Raw genomic sequence first — 17,882 nt, 5'->3', positions numbered from 1 at the left:
TTTCTCACTTCCTTTGTACTAGCTATAATTTCCAATTAAATAAACGTAAATTTTGTGATGAAGTTGGCGTCTTTGACACATAATACTTTTACAAATCGCGAGGAGGTGAACAGCAATGAGCTCATCCAACAACAACTCCAACAATCTTGTAGTAACTAAAGCATCTGCAGCCCTCAACCAAATGAAATATGAGGTTGCTCAAGAACTTGGTATCAGCATTCCACAAGATGGATACCAAGGTAACATGACTTCTTATGAGAACGGTTCGATCGGGGGATATATCACGAAGCGTCTGGTAACCCTGGCTGAACAGCAATTAGCAGGCCAATTCAAATAATGTTTAATATCAGAAGTATTGGAGCCAGCGGTTACTGCTGCTCCAATACTTTTTTATTTAGGATGAGTGCCCATAAACTGAATTAAAATTGTCCACCATAGATACTCATGTATTGATCATAATAATGGATTACACGCTGTACATAATGCCTTGTCTCACCAAAAGGGATATTCTTGATGGTCTCTTCTCTCCCATCCCAAGTACCCTTCTTAAGCCAGTTCTCTACATTTCCTGGGCCAGCATTATACGCGGCAATAACTGCAAAACGATTGCCTTTAAATTGTTTAGAAAGGCTATTAATGTACCATGTTCCAATTTGAATGTTGGCCTTCGGTTCATGTTTAATATTCTCCATGGTCACTTCAGACAGCTTGGCCATCTCCATAGCCCACTTAGCCGTTTCCGGCATTAATTGCATAATCCCAAGAGCTCCTTTTCTGGACTCTCGACCTGTCTTATAATTGGATTCGACTCGAATAATGGAAGCCACAAGGAATGGATCCACCTCGTAAATCTCAGATTGCTCTTTAATATGTTCTTTATAATGTATGGGATAAAATAAGGTCATCCAGTTCGTTGTAAAAAACAGCAAAACAACAAACGTAATGAATAGGACAAGCAACACTCTCTTTTTACGTAAAAATGTCATAACAACCTCAAGTCTTGCCACAATTGATCTACTTGATGCCCTGTTTCCGATAAGGTTCCTGAATTGTCAATAATCAGATTTGCAAGCTGTTTCTTCTCTTCAATATCCATTTGTGCATGTAACCGAGATTCGGCTTCTTCCAAAGTGAGCTGATTCCTCTCCATTAGACGCTGAAGCTGAACGCTACGAGGAGTGTATACAACAAGCACCTGCTCAAACATAGTTTGTAGACCCGACTCATATAATAACGGAATATCTACAACGATTAAACAGGAAGGACATTCCTTACTTTGAAAATGCATTCGATCCCACATTTCCTGACGAATCGCAGGATGGGTGATTTGGTTCAGTTTCTCTCGCTCGCCTGGCTGATTAAATATAATCTCACCTAACATTTTTCGATTAAGCTGTCCGTCTGGCAATAAAATAGCTTGTCCAAAATGCTTCACAACTTCGGCCAAAACCGGGTGGCCCGGAAGCATAACTTCCCGGGCAATCACGTCGGCATCAATAATCAAGGCTCCTTTATGATGTAAGAGCGAGGATACAGTGCTTTTTCCAGTAGCTATTCCTCCGGTTAAACCGATAATCATGTGTTCTAATCACCTCATAACAGCTTTATTATTCCCATCATAATTAACAATATTGCTGGCATGGCCGTAAAGTGGCGCATCCATGTCTTTGAGGCGAACCGAAATCCAAGTTTCATCCCCATAACTAGGAAAGATCCGCTGAACAAAGCGATGACCATTGCAGTCCATAAGGGTGAGAACCCAAGTAAAGCTAATCCAAGCCCCGCTCCAAAAGCATCTAGTGATAGTGCAATCCCAAGCCACATCGCTTCAAGCCCCGTTATACTTCCTGACTGATCGACATCCGCCGATGAAGGCGTACGAAGAATTCGAATGACCAAACCAAGTTTACGTATCTCAAATGAGAACACCGTCTGCTCAGGTGCAGTTATCATTTCGGTTGGAGCTAAGTGCAAAGCAATGGATGCTGCTCCGTCCATCTGTTCAGGACCTACATTTGGATCTGAATCTGCATCATTTGCATGCTCATGCTTTTCCAGATCATACGCTTGATCATGCTCTTCCTGATCGTCATTGCATTTCTCCGTCAATCCATCCTCTTCGCCTTTTTCCTTCTGAAGCCTGAGCTGAATAAGCGACCATGATCCCATAATAATCAGAATAATGGCACCGACAGCCGAAGCTGCATTTGGGGCGACAACTTTAGCTAACAATACACCAACCTGCATCGACAAATAAATAATAACACCCGAACAAAGTGAAATAATAATAACCGAGAGCGGCGTTATTTTCATTTGCCTCAGACCATATGTAATGCCAACACCAAAACTGTCCAAACTTAAGGCAAATGCAAGCAAGAGCAGTGTAACAACGTGACTGAGCACCCTTGTTCCCTCCCTGTCCGAAACGGTTTTGCGTTTTGAACGAAAACCACACCATATGGAATCCGTTCATGCCGTTTCCGCTGGATATTCTATCCTAGTATATGGAGGGAACAAATCATGGGTGCACGCCCACTACTATTTAATTTACCTGTTGACAGGATGGGCAGTAATGAGTTCCACGCCCACCTACGACCGTTTTTTCAATAACGCTACCACACTCAACACAAGGCTTTGATTGACGTCCATAAATTTGGAGCTGATGCTGGAACATGCCCATCTCACCTTGACCGTTTACATAGGATTTAATGGATGAACCCCCAGCTTCAACAGATTCTTGAAGCGTAGCAATAATAGCATCATATAAAGCATGTAGCTGTTCATCAGTCAAAGTATTTGCTGTCTGCTCCGGATGGACCTTTGCACGGAACAGCGACTCATCTACATAGATATTCCCGATACCGACTACGTATGCCTGATTAAGAAGGACTGACTTAATCTTCGTCTTCTTGCCAGCCAGTGTTGCTGAGAATTTATCGAATGTAAAATCCGCATCGAGTGGTTCAAGTCCTAGCTTGGACAATGGTGGAGACTGAAATTCTTCGCCCGGCTGAAATAAATGCATCGTTCCAAACTGACGAACGTCCTTATATCTAAGCTCCGTTCCATCATCGAAATGGAAAATGACATGTGTATGCTTCTCCACAGGTTCATCCGCGGGGAACAGACCGTACCGTCCCTCCATCCGCAAATGGGAAACAAGCACGACCCCATCTAACAGGATTCGCAAAAACTTACCGCGACGTTCGACCGTTTGAATCGTATGGCCTGCAAGCAAAAACGCAAATTGCTCTATATCATCAGGGCGCTGAATAATTCTCGCCAAATTTACAGTTACTCGGTCTATTTTTTTGCCTGCGATTAATTCATTTAATGTTCTTCTTACCGTTTCAACCTCTGGTAATTCTGGCATGATGTATTCCACCTCTCTCCATGTATTATAACGGAAATTAGCGGACTTCGGGGTCCTTAATTTAGTCCTTTATTTGGCTTCATACCAATTGAGGCCATAACTGACATCCGCTTTCAATGGAACAGACAGTTTAAGTGCCTTCTCCATCGTTTCCGGTACCAGCTTCTTCATAATCTCAAGCTCTGACTCCGGCACTTCGAATATCAATTCATCGTGTACCTGAAGCAGCATACGGCTTTGCAGTTTTTCGCGCGCCAGAGCAGCATCCATATGAACCATAGCAAGCTTAATGATATCCGCAGCCGTACCTTGTATCGGTGTATTCATTGCGGTTCTTTCCGCAAAAGAACGGAGATTGAAGTTACTCGCGTTAATTTCAGGTAGATATCTTCTTCTCTCAAGCAGTGTAGTTACATAACCATCCCGCTTCGCGTCCTTAACGATATCATCCATATAGCGGCGCACGCCGATAAATGCATCAAAGTAATTATCGATAAACTTCGCGGCTTCCTTACGGGTGATATTCAGGTTCTGCGATAATCCATAGTCACTAATACCGTATACGATGCCGAAATTAACGGCTTTCGCTGATCTGCGCATGTTTGCGTCAACATCCTCGGCCTGAACACCAAAGACGTCCATAGCTGTCTTGGTATGGATGTCCATATCATGCACGAAGGCTTCCTTCAGACCTGGATCATCTGAGATATGAGCGAGCACGCGAAGCTCGATTTGAGAATAATCGGCAGCAAGAATATACCAATCTGGCTCTGAAGGCACAAAGACTTTGCGAATTTTGCGGCCTTCCTCCAGTCGAATCGGAATATTCTGCAAATTCGGATATTGGCTGCTCAATCGTCCGGTTGCGGCAATCGTCTGACGATAGTACGTATGGACTTTACCTGTCTTCGGTGAAATTTCTTTAAGTAGCCCCTCCACATACGTCGATTGCAGCTTCGCGAGTGTCCGATACTGCAAAATAAGACGAACAATATCATGATAAGGCGCAAGCTTCTCCAGCACTTCAGCATCCGTGGAATAGCCTGTTTTCGTCTTTTTAACGACAGGGAGCCCTAGCTTAACGAATAGAATTTCTCCCAATTGCTTCGGTGAATTGAGGTTGAATTCTGTACCTGCAATTTCATAAACCTCATCCACTAAGGTTTTGATTTGAGCTTCAAATTCCTTACCCAGCTTCATCAAATCATCTTTATTCACAGCAATGCCTTGCTTCTCCATGTCTGCCAATATCCGTGACAAAGGCATCTCCAAATCATGAAAAAGCTCATTCATTTCATTCTTATCCAGCTCTTGCTGTTGCATAGGAATCATTTCAAGCAGCGCTGCATTCTTACCCGCTAGATGTTCACTCAGCACAGCGGTATCAGGAAGCTTGTACTTCGCACCTTTTCCATACACAATCTCATCAGACGCAAGTCCAGCTAAACCATATTTTGAAGCCAATTCATTAATGTTCTGATTCGCTTCCGTAGGATCAAGTAAATAAGCTGCTAACTGCACATCAAAAGCGGCTCCTGCAAACGGGATATCATGCCAGTGAAGGGCAAGATCAACCCGATGTAAGTCATAACCTCTCTTCGGTGCGGTTGGCTCTGCAAGCCATGCCCGAAGTGGCTCTGCTGCCTCTGTCTTCAGTACATCAAACGGTACAAAGTAATGAGCCTCCTGCGAAGAAAAAGCAAGTCCTACCACTTCTGCATGATGAGGATTATCACCGTATGTCTCCGCAGTCATAACTTCTATTTTATCTAAAACAGTAGCCAGTTCATTGATATTACCTTCATCTATAATCTTAACCTCGAGTTCCCTAGCCGGAACATCTGGTGTATCGTCACCATTCTCCACCCCACCCTTGGCATCGAATGATAGCCGCTCTAAGAGTGATTTAAATTCAAGATGCGCTAGCGCAGGTCCAGCTGTTTCTTCCTTCAGTCCATCAAACACCATTTCATCAAAAGACTTGTCCAGTGGCACTTCACGGAAAATCGTCGCCAGCTTCTTACTCAGAATTGCGTCATCGGAATGCGCCTCAATCTTCTCTTTCATCTTGCCCTTTAATTCATGCGTATTCGCGAGCACTTCTTCCACAGAACCGAACTGATGCAAGAGCTTCAGCCCCGTCTTCTCTCCTACCCCTGGAATCCCTGGGATGTTATCTGAGGCATCACCCATGAGTCCTTTGAGATCAATAATCTGCAGTGGAGTAAGACCATATCTCTCCATGATTTGCTCTGGATTATAAGCTTCAATCTCGGTTACCCCTTTACGGGTCAATCCAATCTGTACTCTGTCTGAAGCCAGCTGTAACATATCCTTATCACCCGAAACGATGAGGACCTGATTATCTGCTTCTTCTGCTAGCTTGGATACCGTACCGATAATATCGTCGGCCTCATAACCACTGAGTTCAAACTGAGCAATACCCAATCCACGCAGCAGCTCTTTTAATAGAGGGAACTGTTCCGACAGCTCCGGTGGAGTCTTCTCACGGCCACCCTTATATTCCTGATAGCCTTCATGACGAAATGTGATTTTGCCCGCATCAAAAGCGACCATCATATGCGTTGGCTTATGATCCTCAATCAAACGTAGGAGCATATTCGTGAACCCGTATACGGCATTCGTATGTAACCCTTTTGTATTTGTAAGTGGTGGCATTGCAAAAAATGCCCGGTAAATAATACTGTTACCATCTATAAGAATCAGTTTGTTCATTTCGCACCTTCCCTTTTCAAAAACGATCTGCTTTCATGATACCATAAGGACGCAAAGAAACCACATGGGAGCGCATGTGGTTTCTTTAGAGTCTAAAAATGCTATTCATTGTCTTTATCAAATATACAACTACTCCGGTCAGCATTTACTTATCAATATTAATAATATTAATTAATGTTCCTTCAGACAAATCTTTTGTCTGCGTTCTTAACTGACCACAAATATCCCAATAAACCTCCATATTACTTTTTTCTAAGTTACCAACAACATCTTCTCCTCCTAGGAATAATATTACCTTATATCCAACACATTCATCTTTTTCAAGATTATCGTTAAACTGTGATTTCCAACTGAAGTAAAAATCTGAAGCTAAACAATCATTATGGTAATTAGGAATCTCATCATCATGAAAATCGATAAAATTACATGGTATTCTCAATACTTCTCCTGTTCCAGGTTCAAACATCAATATCTGAGGCTGACCATTTACTATTCGTTTCATGTCAAGAGTGAATTGCCTTCCCATCCAGTCATATCCAAAACAAGATATTCTATCAGAGAACTCAGGAAATGCATCACTAATTATACCGTTCCAATATTCAATATTCGATAAGTCATGAAGTCTGTATAATCCTTTTCCAAAACATTCAGCATTGTGTGAGTTAAATAATTCAATAAATCCATCTGTATTTCTTTGTAAACTACTAAATTTATCAATACTAATTTCATTGGACTTCGTTACTTGAAAAGCACCAAAGAAATTTACGAAATGCTCGAACATTTAATCACTCCCCAATCACTAATATAAAAATCATTGAATTTTGTACCATACTTATAGATCTTAATTTGATTATGGATTTGTGTTCCGAAAACTACGATTAACACTCTGATCTAAAGGTTTTCATGTTCAACTTACATTATCCTAACCTAGAAGTTGCAAATCAACAGTGTGATCTACATCCTTTCCTGTAGGAACTGAATCTTTGCTATATTCATTTTTATATCTTGTTGACGCAGCTACCTACAAATAGAAAAAACGCCGGATAACTTCCCGGCGCTTCTTTAATATGAATAATAATTACTGATTCAAATCAGGACGACGACCGGTTACGAGGTAAACGGCGCTTTCACCAATGTTCGTCGCGTGGTCAGCGATACGTTCGATATAACGTCCTACCAATGTAAGCAACATCGCTTGCGATAATGTTTCTGGGTTGTTCGTCATATAGGAATATAATTCCGTAATGATCTGGCTATATAGATGATCGACCTGATCATCATCTTGAGCCATTTTATAAGCAAGATCTGTATTCTCATCAAGGTAAGCCGTAATCGATTCCTCGATCATTATTTTAACAATATTCGCCATTTGCGGGATATCGATAAGTGGTTTGATAAGCTCTTGGCCTTGCAGTCGCAATGTAACTTTGGCTACATCTAGCGCAAGATCGCCCATTCTTTCCAAATCACTTGAAATTTTAAAAGCAACGATGATTCTACGCAAATCCTTTGCCACTGGCTGCTGCGTCACAATCAGACGTGAACCAATCTCCATAATTTGCTCTTCCATCGCATTGAGTTTAACGTCATCCTTAACCACTTCCTGTGCCTTCACCGCGTCCAGCGTCTTCAGACTCTCGACAGCTTCTTCGAGTGCATGAACAACGTGTTGCCCCATCTGACGAAGCAAGGAGCGCAGTTCTTCTAGGTCCTGATCCAACTCTTTTCTCCGAATCATGTCTATTATTGTCCCCCTAATCAAGTCATTTTGCTAATGCTATTCGGATCGCTTAACCGAAACGTCCAGAAATATAATCTTCGGTCCGCGAATCATGCGGGTTCGTGAACAATTCCTTCGTATCATCTGCTTCTACAACTTCACCATTCAAGAAGAAGACCGTGCGACCAGATACGCGAGCTGCCTGATGCATGTTATGAGTAACCATGACGATGGTATATTGCTCTTTCAATTCTTGTACTAGCTCTTCAATCTTAAGTGTAGAAATTGGATCTAGTGCCGAGGTAGCTTCATCCATCAATAGAATATCAGGCTGCACTGCAAGTGCACGCGCGATACATAAACGCTGCTGTTGTCCACCGGAAAGGCTAAGAGCTGACCGTTTCAAGTAATCCTTCACTTCATCCCACAAAACGGCTTGACGCAGACTTTGTTCGACGATTTCATCTAGTGTCTTCTTATCGCGAATCCCATGCAAACGGGGGCCATAAGCGATATTGTCATAGATTGACTTCGGAAAAGGGTTCGGCTGTTGGAATACCATTCCCACTTGTTTACGGAGTGCTTCAACATGAACGTCATCACTGTAAATTTCTTTACCGCTAATTTTTACAGATCCATCAATTTGAGTACCCGCAATCATGTCATTCATCCGATTCAGCGTGCGAAGCAGTGTAGACTTTCCGCAACCCGAAGGTCCGATAAATGCAGTAATGGTCTTCTCAGGAATATCCAAATTTATATTTTTCAGGGCGTGAAATTGATCATAGTATAAGTTTAACTGCTCGATATCAATAATGTCTTCCATTAACTATCTTGTCTCCTTATTATACAATGGGATATTCAGCCGGATTATTACTAAATTATTTACAAACAACAACTATATTTAATTTTAATGTTCATATGTAAATGCTGTGTCCCATAATTGTAAATTCTATGTAAAATGTGATAGAAAGTCTTCTAGGAACTTATGATAGACCCGAACCTAGCTCTTTTTTTACATCAGCGGCCTGTTTCGCAGTGTTCTCAGCAAGTCTGTGTACCGAAGCACCTGTGTTCTCCACATGACGAACTGCCTGCTCAAGCTCTCCGAACAGCTTGCCACCTTCAGAAACATAGGCAGCACTTGCGTGAATCTCAGCAACCCCTAAAATCGTCAGCTCTCCAGTCTCTGTCGCGAGGCGGCTGATGTTCCCAAGCAGATTAGTTATATCCTCTGCAAACTTTCGCGTCTGTGAAGCAAGCATTCGTACCTCTGCTGCCACAATCTGAAAGCCTCGACCATGCTCTCCAGCATGAGCGGCTTCAATCGAAGCATTGATGGCTAACAATCCACTTTTATCCGCAAGCTCCGTAATTCCCTTTGTTAGTGAAGAGATCGAGTCCACGTCGTCAATTAGTTTAGTTACTTGTTGCTGTTGCTCATGCATATTTTCCACGACTTTTGTATACGATTGCCCAACTTCATCTAGCTTCGTTCTACCATTGCGTGTCCATTCGTTCATTCGATGACATTCATCTAACGTTTCCTTAGCTGCGACAGTCACCTCTTGTAGAGAAACTTCCATCTCATGCACATGGGTATAGTTCCCTTGAATGGTGAGTGTTCGCTGTTTCTCAGCATCAGACTGTAGCTCACCGGACATGATCATCAAATCCTGTACAGTGATCACACCACTCAATTTGCCATGTTCCGTTAAAATAACGCAGTCATAGAATAATGCTTCTGGCCTCTTCAAAGCGAGTTCAATAATGGTATGGGGAGCGGTGTTGATATCAATCATAAGCGCGTCCATATCCGCAAATAAATCTACGGAACGCGAATAATATATTTCAGCGGCAAAACGTCCTGTCAGCTTGCGATAGAATGTATCTCTCATAATTAAACCCGCAGGTTTGCTTCCTTCTTCACATACAACCATGCAAGGAATGAGCGGCTGCTGCCTTAATAAAGTAAGAACTTCCCTACAAGAAAGGTCACCATGTAATGCGGGTACCGGACGGCAATAGTCGCGAGCAGTAATGCGAGAATCTCGTACTTGCTGGGGTGGATACATCTCATGCTCCATTTTTTTTGTCTCATTTACAATGATGCGTTCTGCAAATAGTAAACCCATATCGTTCTCCCCCTCATCTGTTCTCTAGCCGCATCATAACGTAAATGTGTTTTCCGAATGTTCGGATCTCGTTAATGGAGTGTAATATATACTCGTATATATAAAAAAAAGAAGCTACCATCCTAAGAGCTTAGATGGGAGCTTCTTTTCTTATTAACGACCAATTTGTAGCCTACACCGCGAATGGAATCAATATGAACCGATTCGGGGTCCAGCTCCAGCTTTTTACGTAATGAGCTGACATGAACATCAACCGTCCGTTGTCCACCAATATAGTCAAATCCCCACACTGCATTCATTAAATCATCTCGAGTGAGGACGACCCCCGGCTTACGGGCAAGATAGAGCAGTACTTCAAATTCTTTGGGGCGTAAATTAATACTTGTACTTCCGAGCATTACCTCGTATTTCTCTGGATAAATTTCGAGCTGTCCTAAGGTTATTGCCGATGTTGGCGATTCTGGAATAGTCTTTATCTCTTCCGTCTGACCTGAAATACGTCTAAGAACAGTGTTCACACGTGCCAAAAGTTCCGATACGCCGAAAGGCTTCGTAATGTAGTCATCCGCACCTAATTTCAAGCCCTGAACGACTTCTTCTTCTGCATTCTTCGCTGTAAGTATAATGACAGGTGTTACAATTCCCTTACCACGCAGCTTACCCAGAATTTCAAAACCATCCATTCCCGGTAGCATCAAGTCTAGAACAATCAAATCGTACGTTTCACGTACAGCACGTTCATAACCTGCTGTCCCATGATCTTCTATGGTGACTTCATAGCCTTCTTGCGTCAAATTATAAGAGAGCAATCTGGCCAGAGTCGGTTCATCTTCAATTACCAACAACCGTTGAGCCATCCTACAGGTACCCCCTTTTCTGTTCGAACCTACATTACTGACAAGCTTTATCTTATCACCTTAATGTTAACTGTGTGTAAAAGAAGCATTCTTTTTACAAACATTTGCCGACTTCAACGAATTTCATTGATTACATTTCGGATTCTTGCATAAGCGGGAGTTCTACCGTAAACGATGTCCCAATACTAAGCTCGCTTTCTACACTAATTGTTCCATGATGCAGTTCCACTAAATGCTTCACGATAGACAAACCAAGTCCAGTTCCGCCTGATCCTCTTGATCTGGCCTTATCCACCCGGTAAAATCGTTCAAAGATACGCGGAAGATCCTTCCTAGGTATGCCAATACCCGTATCTGATACGGTAATGGTTACCTTCTCATTGCCTTCTTCGTCCAGCTTATCACGCACGATAAATTCTACACGTCCTCCATCTTGAGTGTAACTTACCGCATTCGATAACAAGTTAATACAAATTTGTCTTAGCTTGTCTTCATCTGCCTCAAGGAAAAGTTCATCCGGTATGTCACCATGCAATGTAATGCGTTTCTTCTGAGCTACTGTTCTCATCGTTTCAAGCATGGAAGCAAAAAACGAGGAAACATGTACAGGTGCAAAATCCATAGGTGATCGCTTAGACTCAATCTTCGATAAATCAAGAATATCACTGATCAAACGATTCAGCCGCTCACTCTCATCATAAATAATTTGTAGGAATGAACGCGCCGTCTTCTCGTCCGTTACACCGCCACCAAGAAGCGTCTCCGCAAACCCTTTTACCGCAGCAACCGGTGTCTTCAGCTCATGAGATACGTTTGCAACAAATTCACTACGCATATTCTCCAATCTGCGGTATGCAGTCACATCTTGTAAAAGGAATAACATACCCATATAAGATTGATCTTCATTTTGCATCAACAATCCATCTAACTGAAGCCGCTTCTCTTCTGGACTGTATACACTTCGTTCCTCATGCAGTGCTTCACGTCGCTCAATTCCCTCTTTAATTAGCTTAGAGAGCTCATAATGTTGTTTCAGCTCTAGATAGGAATGTCCCGTTACTTGTGAACTCTTCACATTCAGCATACTCTCTGCGGCCGGATTCAGAAGTGCAATTTTCCCTTCTTCATTGACCATCACGATGCCACCTGTCATGTTATCAAGCACGCTTTGGAGCAAATTCTCATTATCTCGAATCGTCCGAAGCTGCATCTGAAGACTGTCAGCCATAGCATTAATCGCTTTAGCAAGCTGACCAATCTCATCCTTACGGGTTACCTGCACCCTTGCATCATAATCTAGACTTGAGATCCGTCTAGCAACCTTCGTGATCTTCTCAAGCGGCGAAGTCAAGCTAGCAGCTACACGGTAGCTAATTAAGGCAGCAATCACAAACAAGATAATTAAGCCTGTTCCCATTAATGTCCAGCCCTTACGCACACCCATATCAACTGCTTCTAGGCTGACGGAGATTCGTATAAATCCATCATAATTCCCGCCTGAAACGACAGGTACTGCGACATACAGCATATTTTCGCCAAGCGTGGAGCTGTAACGAATAGCATGTCCCACACCCTCATGAATTGCTGATTTAATCTCCTCACGCCCAATATGATTATCCATTTGAAGTGGATCGATTTCGGAATCTCCAATGACTTGACCGTTCTTCGCTATAAAAGTGACCCTAGATTCCATAAGAGCACCCAGCTTTTTGGCCTCACCCGTGTAGTAAGCAATCGATTCTTCATTTTGACTAGGACGAAAATCAAATGTACTACTGAGTAGCTTTATTTCCCGGGTCATATTTTCTTCTAGTGCCGTTATATGCGAATTTTTAAATACCTGAGCCATCGTAATGCCTGCTCCAAGCATGGAAATACCAATCATGATCATTAAAATAATGGTCAATCTGACACGGAACGGTTTCATCATCGACTTCCTTTTCGAATAGGATTCATAGATTTATAAGGCCTCGCTAACTTATCCTATCCTATCTTGAATGAACCGTTTTTGCCAGCAGAAGTTGCAGTCATATCTCCTTTTGGCTCCAAAGGAACCCATTTTTTGACCACCGCATGAAATATCGTAGCGATCGGCTGTTGCACCATAATACCTAGCACTACTGGCACCGATGCTTTGGGGGAGAAGTAAGACATGGCTAATACCATGCCTAGCGAAATGTTACGCATGCCCGAGGCATAAGCTACGGTAACTCTAATTTCACGCAGAGGTCTGCGAAGAGCATACGAACCAAAATAACCTAAAGCATAATATAAACCAACCACCGCGATAATTGCTGGAATAACTATTACCATGTCGTGTTTCAGCTTCGACACTTGAGGTGCAATAGCTGCTGCATTTAACATAACGACAAGTGAGAACGCAATCTTTGATAACGGAACAGCAACCGGAGCCAGCTGTTGTTTCAATTGGCCTGCTGATAGATCATGTAGCCCAACTCCTACCAGAGTAGGAACCACCACGATTATCATTAAATCTTTCATCAACCCTAAGCTATCAAACTTAATCGACGTACCGAAGAATACTTCGATTAGACCTGGCACAACGAACGGACTTAATGCTGAATCCAATACAACCATCGCTAGCATGAGCGTCACGTTTCCATGGGATTGACCTACCCATAGCACAGAGGATACACCTAAGGGAATGATCGCAAACAAGACCAATCCAATGGTGTAATCAGAATCCATGCCGAATAACATTGAGCCCAATCCATATGCAAATATTGGAGCTAACACATGAGCAAGAACTAACGTAAGTAGTATGGGAGCCGGACGCATTACAACCTGCTTCAGATGAGTTCTTCCACATCCAAGTGCCATGATAAACGTTATGTAACCGAATAAATAAGGGATATAAGAAACGTAGGGTAGCATGACCGAGGACAGCATAAATCCGAGCAGAAGTGAGCCGGGAATCAACACAAACATGTATTTTTCAAACCATTCAGCAAAAGATAAACCCCATGACCTCATCAATTATGCCTCCTCTCTTATAAAGAATTACTGCAATTATGTAGAAATATCTCTCATTCATTGTGAGTCTAATCATAGCACATTCTTACAAGCTGGACTTTCTCAAAAAACACAAAAAGAAGGATAATCCCAAGATACCCTCGGAATGATCCTTCTTTGTAAGCCTTCACTCAATTATCCGTTAACAACTTCGCCACCATTGACATGAATCACTTGTCCGCTTACATAAGAGGCGTCATCTGATGCCAAATACACATAAGCAGGAGCTAATTCTTCTGGCTGTCCCGGGCGTTTCATGGGCTGAGTAGCGCCAAATTCACTCACATGTTCCTCATCAAAGGTGGAAGGAATGAGCGGTGTCCAGATCGGTCCTGGAGCGACTGCATTCACACGTATCCCTTTATCAGCTACGTTTATGGATAGTGAACGTGTAAAGCTGACTATTGCACCTTTAGTAGCTGAATAGTCGATAAGCGTTGGACTCCCGCGATACGCGGTGATCGACGCCGTATTGACGATTGCACTTCCCTTTTTCAAATGAGGCATCGCTGCCTTGGTCATATGGAACATGCCGAAAATATTCGTACGGAATGTTTTCTCAAACTGTTCTGCGGTGATATCTTCAATTCGTTGCTGTGGATGCTGCTCCGCTGCATTATTAATAAGAATATCAAGAGAACCGAAAGCCTCAACGGTCTGCTTGACTGCGTTCTGACAAAAGCTTTCTTCGCCAATATCTCCAGCTATACGCAAACATTTGCGCCCCTCTTCCTTAACTAAACGCTCTGTTTCCTTGGCATCCTCATGTTCATTTAAGTAGATAATTGTAATATCTGCGCCCTCTTTGGCAAAAGTAACAGCTACGGCTCGTCCAATACCGCTGTCCCCACCCGTTATAATAACATGCTTACCCTGTAGCTTTCCTGCAGCCTTATAATCTTTGGACTCGTACTGTGGGCGCGGATGCATCTCAGACTCTATTCCTGGCTGTTGATTCTGATGTTGTGGGGGTAGTGTTTGTTTCGTTTGCTCGTTTCCTGACATGAGTCATTCTCCTCTCAATACTAGTTTGAACGTTCCATTCTAGAGTGACCCACCTTCCACGTTAGGATGGCAGAAGGCAGAATGATTATTCTTCTTACAGTTCCTTATTTACCACATTTCTAAATAGATTAAACAAACACAAAAAAAGCACTCTCTTAACAAGTAAGAGAATGCCGATTTTATTCAAGTCTTAAACTTCAATTAGATGATATCTCTGTAAACCATGAAGAAAGTCATAATCAACACACAAATAGCAAGTAGTGCGCTAAGCGTGCGGATTTTTCCAGCTTCAACTGAAATATCACGTTTCTTCTGAATACCATCCATTGCAAGGCGAAGTGGTTTACCCATGATCCCACCAATGGCTCCAATCGCTACAAGCAACACCACGACTACGATCATCCAAGGCACAGAGTAGTCACCCTTACTCATCAAGTAACCACCTGTGAGTAGCTGAATAACGAGTGCGAACTGAGCAAATGTGTTCAAACTACGGATTGCAGCTGCACTACCTTCTTGTGCAGGTAGAGACAGCTTGGTTACTTTTCCAACCACAAAAGGCAGGACAAGATAGAAACCCAAGGCAAGTGCCCCTAAAATATGTACGAATATCATAACTTGATACATTACAAAAACCCCTCCATTACGTGATATATATTACATCTATTATACTATTTAACCAAAAGAAAAGAAAAGAAAACCTCCAAAGTTGCATCACTTTAAGAGGTTTCCTGTTCGAATTCTTGACACTTTTAAGATATATTATACCTTAACTACCGAAATGACATTCTTTACAGATTCAGCAGATTTATCCAAAGCCGCTTTCTCTTCTACAGTTAATTCAAGTTCAAATACTTTCTCGATACCATTGCCACCAAGAACAGCAGGTACGCCGAAGAAAATATCGTTATAACCATATTCGCCTTCCATCCGGGCAATAACCGGAATAATCCGTTTCTTGTCCTTCAGTATAGCTTCAGTCATTTGAACAAGAGAAGCTGCTGGCGCATAATATGCACTACCGTTACCCAATAGGTTGACAATCTCGCCACCACCTACACGAGTACGTTGTACAATTTCTTGAATACGTTCAGCAGAGATCAGGGTATCGATCGGAATCCCACCAACGCTAGAATAACGCACAAGTGGAACCATATCATCCCCGTGTCCACCAAGTACAAATCCGCGTACATCTTCAACAGATACGTTCAACTCTTGAGCAATAAATGTACAATAGCGAGCCGTATCTAATACACCAGATTGACCGATAACACGGTTTTTAGGGAAGCCAAGCGTTTCAAACGCGGCATAAGTCATAGCATCAACTGGGTTACTAAGTATGATAACGATAGATTCTGGAGCATATTTTTTAACATTTTCGCAGACTGATTTAATAATTCCTGCATTTGTGTTAACAAGATCATCACGACTCATGCCTGGTTTACGAGCAATACCAGCTGTAATAATCACGATGTCAGAATCAGCAGCATCTTCATAGTTAGCAGTACCCGTGATTTGGCTATCAAAGCCTTGTACTGGACTTGCTTCTAATAGATCCAAAGCTTTACCTTTAGTTGGGTTTTCAAGCTGTGGAATGTCAAGTAGTACGACGTTACCCAGTTCTTTTTGTGCCAGCATCAAAGCTGTAGTAGCGCCGGTGAAACCGGCACCTACGACAGTGATTTTTTTACGTGTCAAAGCCATGAGTAGATCTCTCCCCTACATGTTATTGATAACGTGGTCGGCAAACTCAGAACATTTAACTTCTGTTGCACCATCCATTAGACGTGCGAAATCATAAGTAACCGTTTTGCTGTTAATAGAGCTTTCCATACCTTTATAAATCAGATCAGCAGCTTCTTTCCATCCCAAATGCTCAAGCAACATAACGCCTGAAAGAATTACAGAACCTGGGTTTACCACGTCTTTATCAGCATATTTCGGAGCCGTACCATGCGTAGCTTCAAAGATAGCATGTCCAGTCACGTAGTTGATGTTCGCTCCTGGAGCGATACCAATACCACCGATTTGAGCTGCTAGAGCGTCGGACAAGTAGTCACCATTCAAGTTCAATGTTGCAATAACATCAAAGTCCGTTGGACGAGTCAGAACTTGTTGCAAAGCGATGTCGGCAATTGCATCTTTAACGATGATTTTACCTTCAGCTTCAGCAGCTGTTTGAGCAGCATTAGCAGCATCTGTACCGTCTTTTTCTTTGATTAGATCATATTGTGCCAAGTGAAGACTTTGTCGCCAAACTCTTGCTCAGCCACTTCATATCCCCAGTTTTTGAAAGCACCTTCAGTAAATTTCATGATGTTACCTTTGTGTACTAGAGTTACAGTCTTACGACCATGCTCGATAGCATATTCGACTGCTGCACGTACTAGACGTTTAGAACCTTCTTCAGACACTGGCTTAATACCGATACCAGAAGTTTCAGGGAAACGGATTTTGTTAACTCCCATTTCATTTTGCAAGAATCCGATCAATTTCTTAACTGCATCAGAACCTTCTTGATATTCGATACCAGCATAGATATCTTCAGTGTTCTCACGGAAGATAACCATGTCAACAAGTTCAGGACGTTTAACAGGTGAAGGAACACCATTGAAATAACGAACAGGACGCAGACATACGTATAGATCAAGCTCTTGACGCAATGCTACGTTCAGGGAACGGATACCGCCACCGATTGGTGTAGTCAAAGGTCCTTTGATAGCTACGATATATTCACGAATTGCTTCAAGTGTATCGTTTGGCAACCATTCTCCGTAAGTATCAAAAGCCTTTTCGCCGGCAAATACTTCGTACCAAGCAATTTTCTTAGATCCGCTGTATGCTTTCTCAACGGCTGCATCCAATACACGCTTAGACGCTTTCCAGATGTCACGGCCAGTTCCGTCACCTTCGATAAAAGGAATAATCGGGTTGTTAGGAACCGTCAATACTCCGTCTTTAATTTCAATTTTGTCGCCCTCAGTAGGTAGTGCATACTTTTCTAATTTAAACATTTATAATTT

16 protein-coding genes and 1 pseudogene are annotated in these 17,882 nt (G+C 42.4%); 1 reads left to right on the top strand and 16 read right to left on the bottom strand.

All coding sequences use genetic code 11. The features are described 5' to 3' along the window. The first annotated feature begins 115 nt into the window (after positions 1–115). A complete protein-coding gene (locus JCM16418_RS01310) occupies positions 116–337 on the top strand; it encodes an alpha/beta-type small acid-soluble spore protein (protein WP_036645394.1) in 222 nt (73 codons plus the stop codon). A gap of 82 nt (positions 338–419) precedes the next feature. Here JCM16418_RS01310 and JCM16418_RS01305 read toward each other — a convergent pair whose 3' ends face one another. The 16 genes and pseudogenes from JCM16418_RS01305 to icd form a co-directional block, all read right to left on the bottom strand. Then, a complete protein-coding gene (locus JCM16418_RS01305; protein WP_036645392.1) occupies positions 420–986 on the bottom strand; it encodes a lytic transglycosylase domain-containing protein in 567 nt (188 codons plus the stop codon). Then, positions 983–1,579, bottom strand: a complete 597-nt coding sequence (coaE, locus tag JCM16418_RS01300; RefSeq protein ID WP_036645390.1) for a dephospho-CoA kinase — start codon at positions 1,577–1,579, stop codon at positions 983–985. The genes JCM16418_RS01305 and coaE overlap by 4 nt, the downstream gene beginning before the upstream one ends. Before the next feature lie 14 nt (positions 1,580–1,593). Continuing rightward, the gene (locus JCM16418_RS01295) at positions 1,594–2,403 is read right to left on the bottom strand and encodes a manganese efflux pump (protein ID WP_036645387.1); all 810 of its coding nucleotides are present in this window, start codon (positions 2,401–2,403) and stop codon (positions 1,594–1,596) included. Positions 2,404–2,542: 139 nt separating this feature from the next. Next, positions 2,543–3,373 carry a DNA-formamidopyrimidine glycosylase gene (gene mutM / locus JCM16418_RS01290; RefSeq protein ID WP_036645385.1) on the bottom strand — a complete coding sequence of 277 codons (831 nt, stop codon included), beginning with the start codon at positions 3,371–3,373 and terminating at the stop codon, positions 2,543–2,545. Between the two features lie 69 nt (positions 3,374–3,442). Further along, a complete protein-coding gene (polA, locus tag JCM16418_RS01285) occupies positions 3,443–6,109 on the bottom strand; it encodes a DNA polymerase I (RefSeq protein ID WP_036645383.1) in 2,667 nt (888 codons plus the stop codon). A gap of 145 nt (positions 6,110–6,254) precedes the next feature. Next, a complete protein-coding gene (locus JCM16418_RS01280) occupies positions 6,255–6,890 on the bottom strand; it encodes a T6SS immunity protein Tdi1 domain-containing protein (protein WP_052019961.1) in 636 nt (211 codons plus the stop codon). A 297-nt stretch (positions 6,891–7,187) separates the two neighbouring features. Then, positions 7,188–7,847 (bottom strand): phosphate signaling complex protein PhoU, encoded by a 660-nt coding sequence (gene phoU, locus JCM16418_RS01275; protein WP_036645382.1) that lies wholly within the window; start codon positions 7,845–7,847, stop codon positions 7,188–7,190. A 52-nt stretch (positions 7,848–7,899) separates the two neighbouring features. Continuing rightward, positions 7,900–8,655 (bottom strand): phosphate ABC transporter ATP-binding protein PstB, encoded by a 756-nt coding sequence (gene pstB, locus JCM16418_RS01270; RefSeq protein WP_036645381.1) that lies wholly within the window; start codon positions 8,653–8,655, stop codon positions 7,900–7,902. 160 nt (positions 8,656–8,815) lie between these two features. Next, positions 8,816–9,964, bottom strand: a complete 1,149-nt coding sequence (locus tag JCM16418_RS01265) for a methyl-accepting chemotaxis protein (protein ID WP_036645379.1) — start codon at positions 9,962–9,964, stop codon at positions 8,816–8,818. Positions 9,965–10,086: 122 nt separating this feature from the next. Further along, the gene (locus JCM16418_RS01260; RefSeq protein ID WP_036645377.1) at positions 10,087–10,821 is read right to left on the bottom strand and encodes a response regulator transcription factor; all 735 of its coding nucleotides are present in this window, start codon (positions 10,819–10,821) and stop codon (positions 10,087–10,089) included. Positions 10,822–10,951: 130 nt separating this feature from the next. Next, positions 10,952–12,748, bottom strand: coding sequence for a two-component system histidine kinase PnpS (pnpS, locus tag JCM16418_RS01255; protein WP_036645375.1), 1,797 nt, complete (start codon positions 12,746–12,748; stop codon positions 10,952–10,954). Positions 12,749–12,804: 56 nt separating this feature from the next. After that, entirely contained in the window at positions 12,805–13,815 is a 1,011-nt protein-coding gene (locus JCM16418_RS01250; RefSeq protein WP_081765282.1) for a bile acid:sodium symporter family protein, read from the bottom strand. Positions 13,816–13,989: 174 nt separating this feature from the next. Further along, positions 13,990–14,859 (bottom strand): SDR family oxidoreductase, encoded by an 870-nt coding sequence (locus JCM16418_RS01245; protein ID WP_036645373.1) that lies wholly within the window; start codon positions 14,857–14,859, stop codon positions 13,990–13,992. Between the two features lie 201 nt (positions 14,860–15,060). Further along, complete coding sequence (locus tag JCM16418_RS01240) at positions 15,061–15,486, bottom strand: hypothetical protein (RefSeq protein ID WP_036645372.1); 426 nt, start codon at positions 15,484–15,486, stop codon at positions 15,061–15,063. Between the two features lie 135 nt (positions 15,487–15,621). Next, positions 15,622–16,563, bottom strand: coding sequence for a malate dehydrogenase (gene mdh / locus JCM16418_RS01235; RefSeq protein WP_036645367.1), 942 nt, complete (start codon positions 16,561–16,563; stop codon positions 15,622–15,624). A 15-nt stretch (positions 16,564–16,578) separates the two neighbouring features. Further along, positions 16,579–17,873: pseudogene (gene icd, locus JCM16418_RS01230) on the bottom strand (NADP-dependent isocitrate dehydrogenase). Positions 17,874–17,882: the final 9 nt, after the last annotated feature.

The sequence above is a fragment of the Paenibacillus pini JCM 16418 genome (assembly GCF_000576305.1).
GTDB classification, from domain to species: Bacteria; Bacillota; Bacilli; order Paenibacillales; family Paenibacillaceae; genus Paenibacillus_AQ; species Paenibacillus_AQ pini.
Note: the sequence above shows the minus strand (reverse complement) of the source record. Positions and strands in the feature narration are given on the sequence as shown.

Excerpts from the sequence above, each read along its gene's own strand:
- JCM16418_RS01310 (WP_036645394.1), top strand. The coding sequence starts at position 116 with ATGAGCTCATCCAACAACAACTCCAACAATCTTGTAGTAACTAAAGCA.
- JCM16418_RS01305 (WP_036645392.1), bottom strand. The coding sequence starts at position 986 with ATGACATTTTTACGTAAAAAGAGAGTGTTGCTTGTCCTATTCATTACG.
- coaE (WP_036645390.1), bottom strand. The coding sequence starts at position 1,579 with ATGATTATCGGTTTAACCGGAGGAATAGCTACTGGAAAAAGCACTGTA.
- mutM (WP_036645385.1), bottom strand. The coding sequence starts at position 3,373 with ATGCCAGAATTACCAGAGGTTGAAACGGTAAGAAGAACATTAAATGAA.
- polA (WP_036645383.1), bottom strand. The coding sequence starts at position 6,109 with ATGAACAAACTGATTCTTATAGATGGTAACAGTATTATTTACCGGGCA.
- JCM16418_RS01280 (WP_052019961.1), bottom strand. The coding sequence starts at position 6,890 with ATGTTCGAGCATTTCGTAAATTTCTTTGGTGCTTTTCAAGTAACGAAG.
- phoU (WP_036645382.1), bottom strand. The coding sequence starts at position 7,847 with ATGATTCGGAGAAAAGAGTTGGATCAGGACCTAGAAGAACTGCGCTCC.
- pstB (WP_036645381.1), bottom strand. The coding sequence starts at position 8,655 with ATGGAAGACATTATTGATATCGAGCAGTTAAACTTATACTATGATCAA.
- JCM16418_RS01265 (WP_036645379.1), bottom strand. The coding sequence starts at position 9,964 with ATGGGTTTACTATTTGCAGAACGCATCATTGTAAATGAGACAAAAAAA.
- JCM16418_RS01260 (WP_036645377.1), bottom strand. The coding sequence starts at position 10,821 with ATGGCTCAACGGTTGTTGGTAATTGAAGATGAACCGACTCTGGCCAGA.
- pnpS (WP_036645375.1), bottom strand. The coding sequence starts at position 12,748 with ATGAAACCGTTCCGTGTCAGATTGACCATTATTTTAATGATCATGATT.
- JCM16418_RS01250 (WP_081765282.1), bottom strand. The coding sequence starts at position 13,815 with ATGAGGTCATGGGGTTTATCTTTTGCTGAATGGTTTGAAAAATACATG.
- JCM16418_RS01245 (WP_036645373.1), bottom strand. The coding sequence starts at position 14,859 with ATGTCAGGAAACGAGCAAACGAAACAAACACTACCCCCACAACATCAG.
- JCM16418_RS01240 (WP_036645372.1), bottom strand. The coding sequence starts at position 15,486 with ATGTATCAAGTTATGATATTCGTACATATTTTAGGGGCACTTGCCTTG.
- mdh (WP_036645367.1), bottom strand. The coding sequence starts at position 16,563 with ATGGCTTTGACACGTAAAAAAATCACTGTCGTAGGTGCCGGTTTCACC.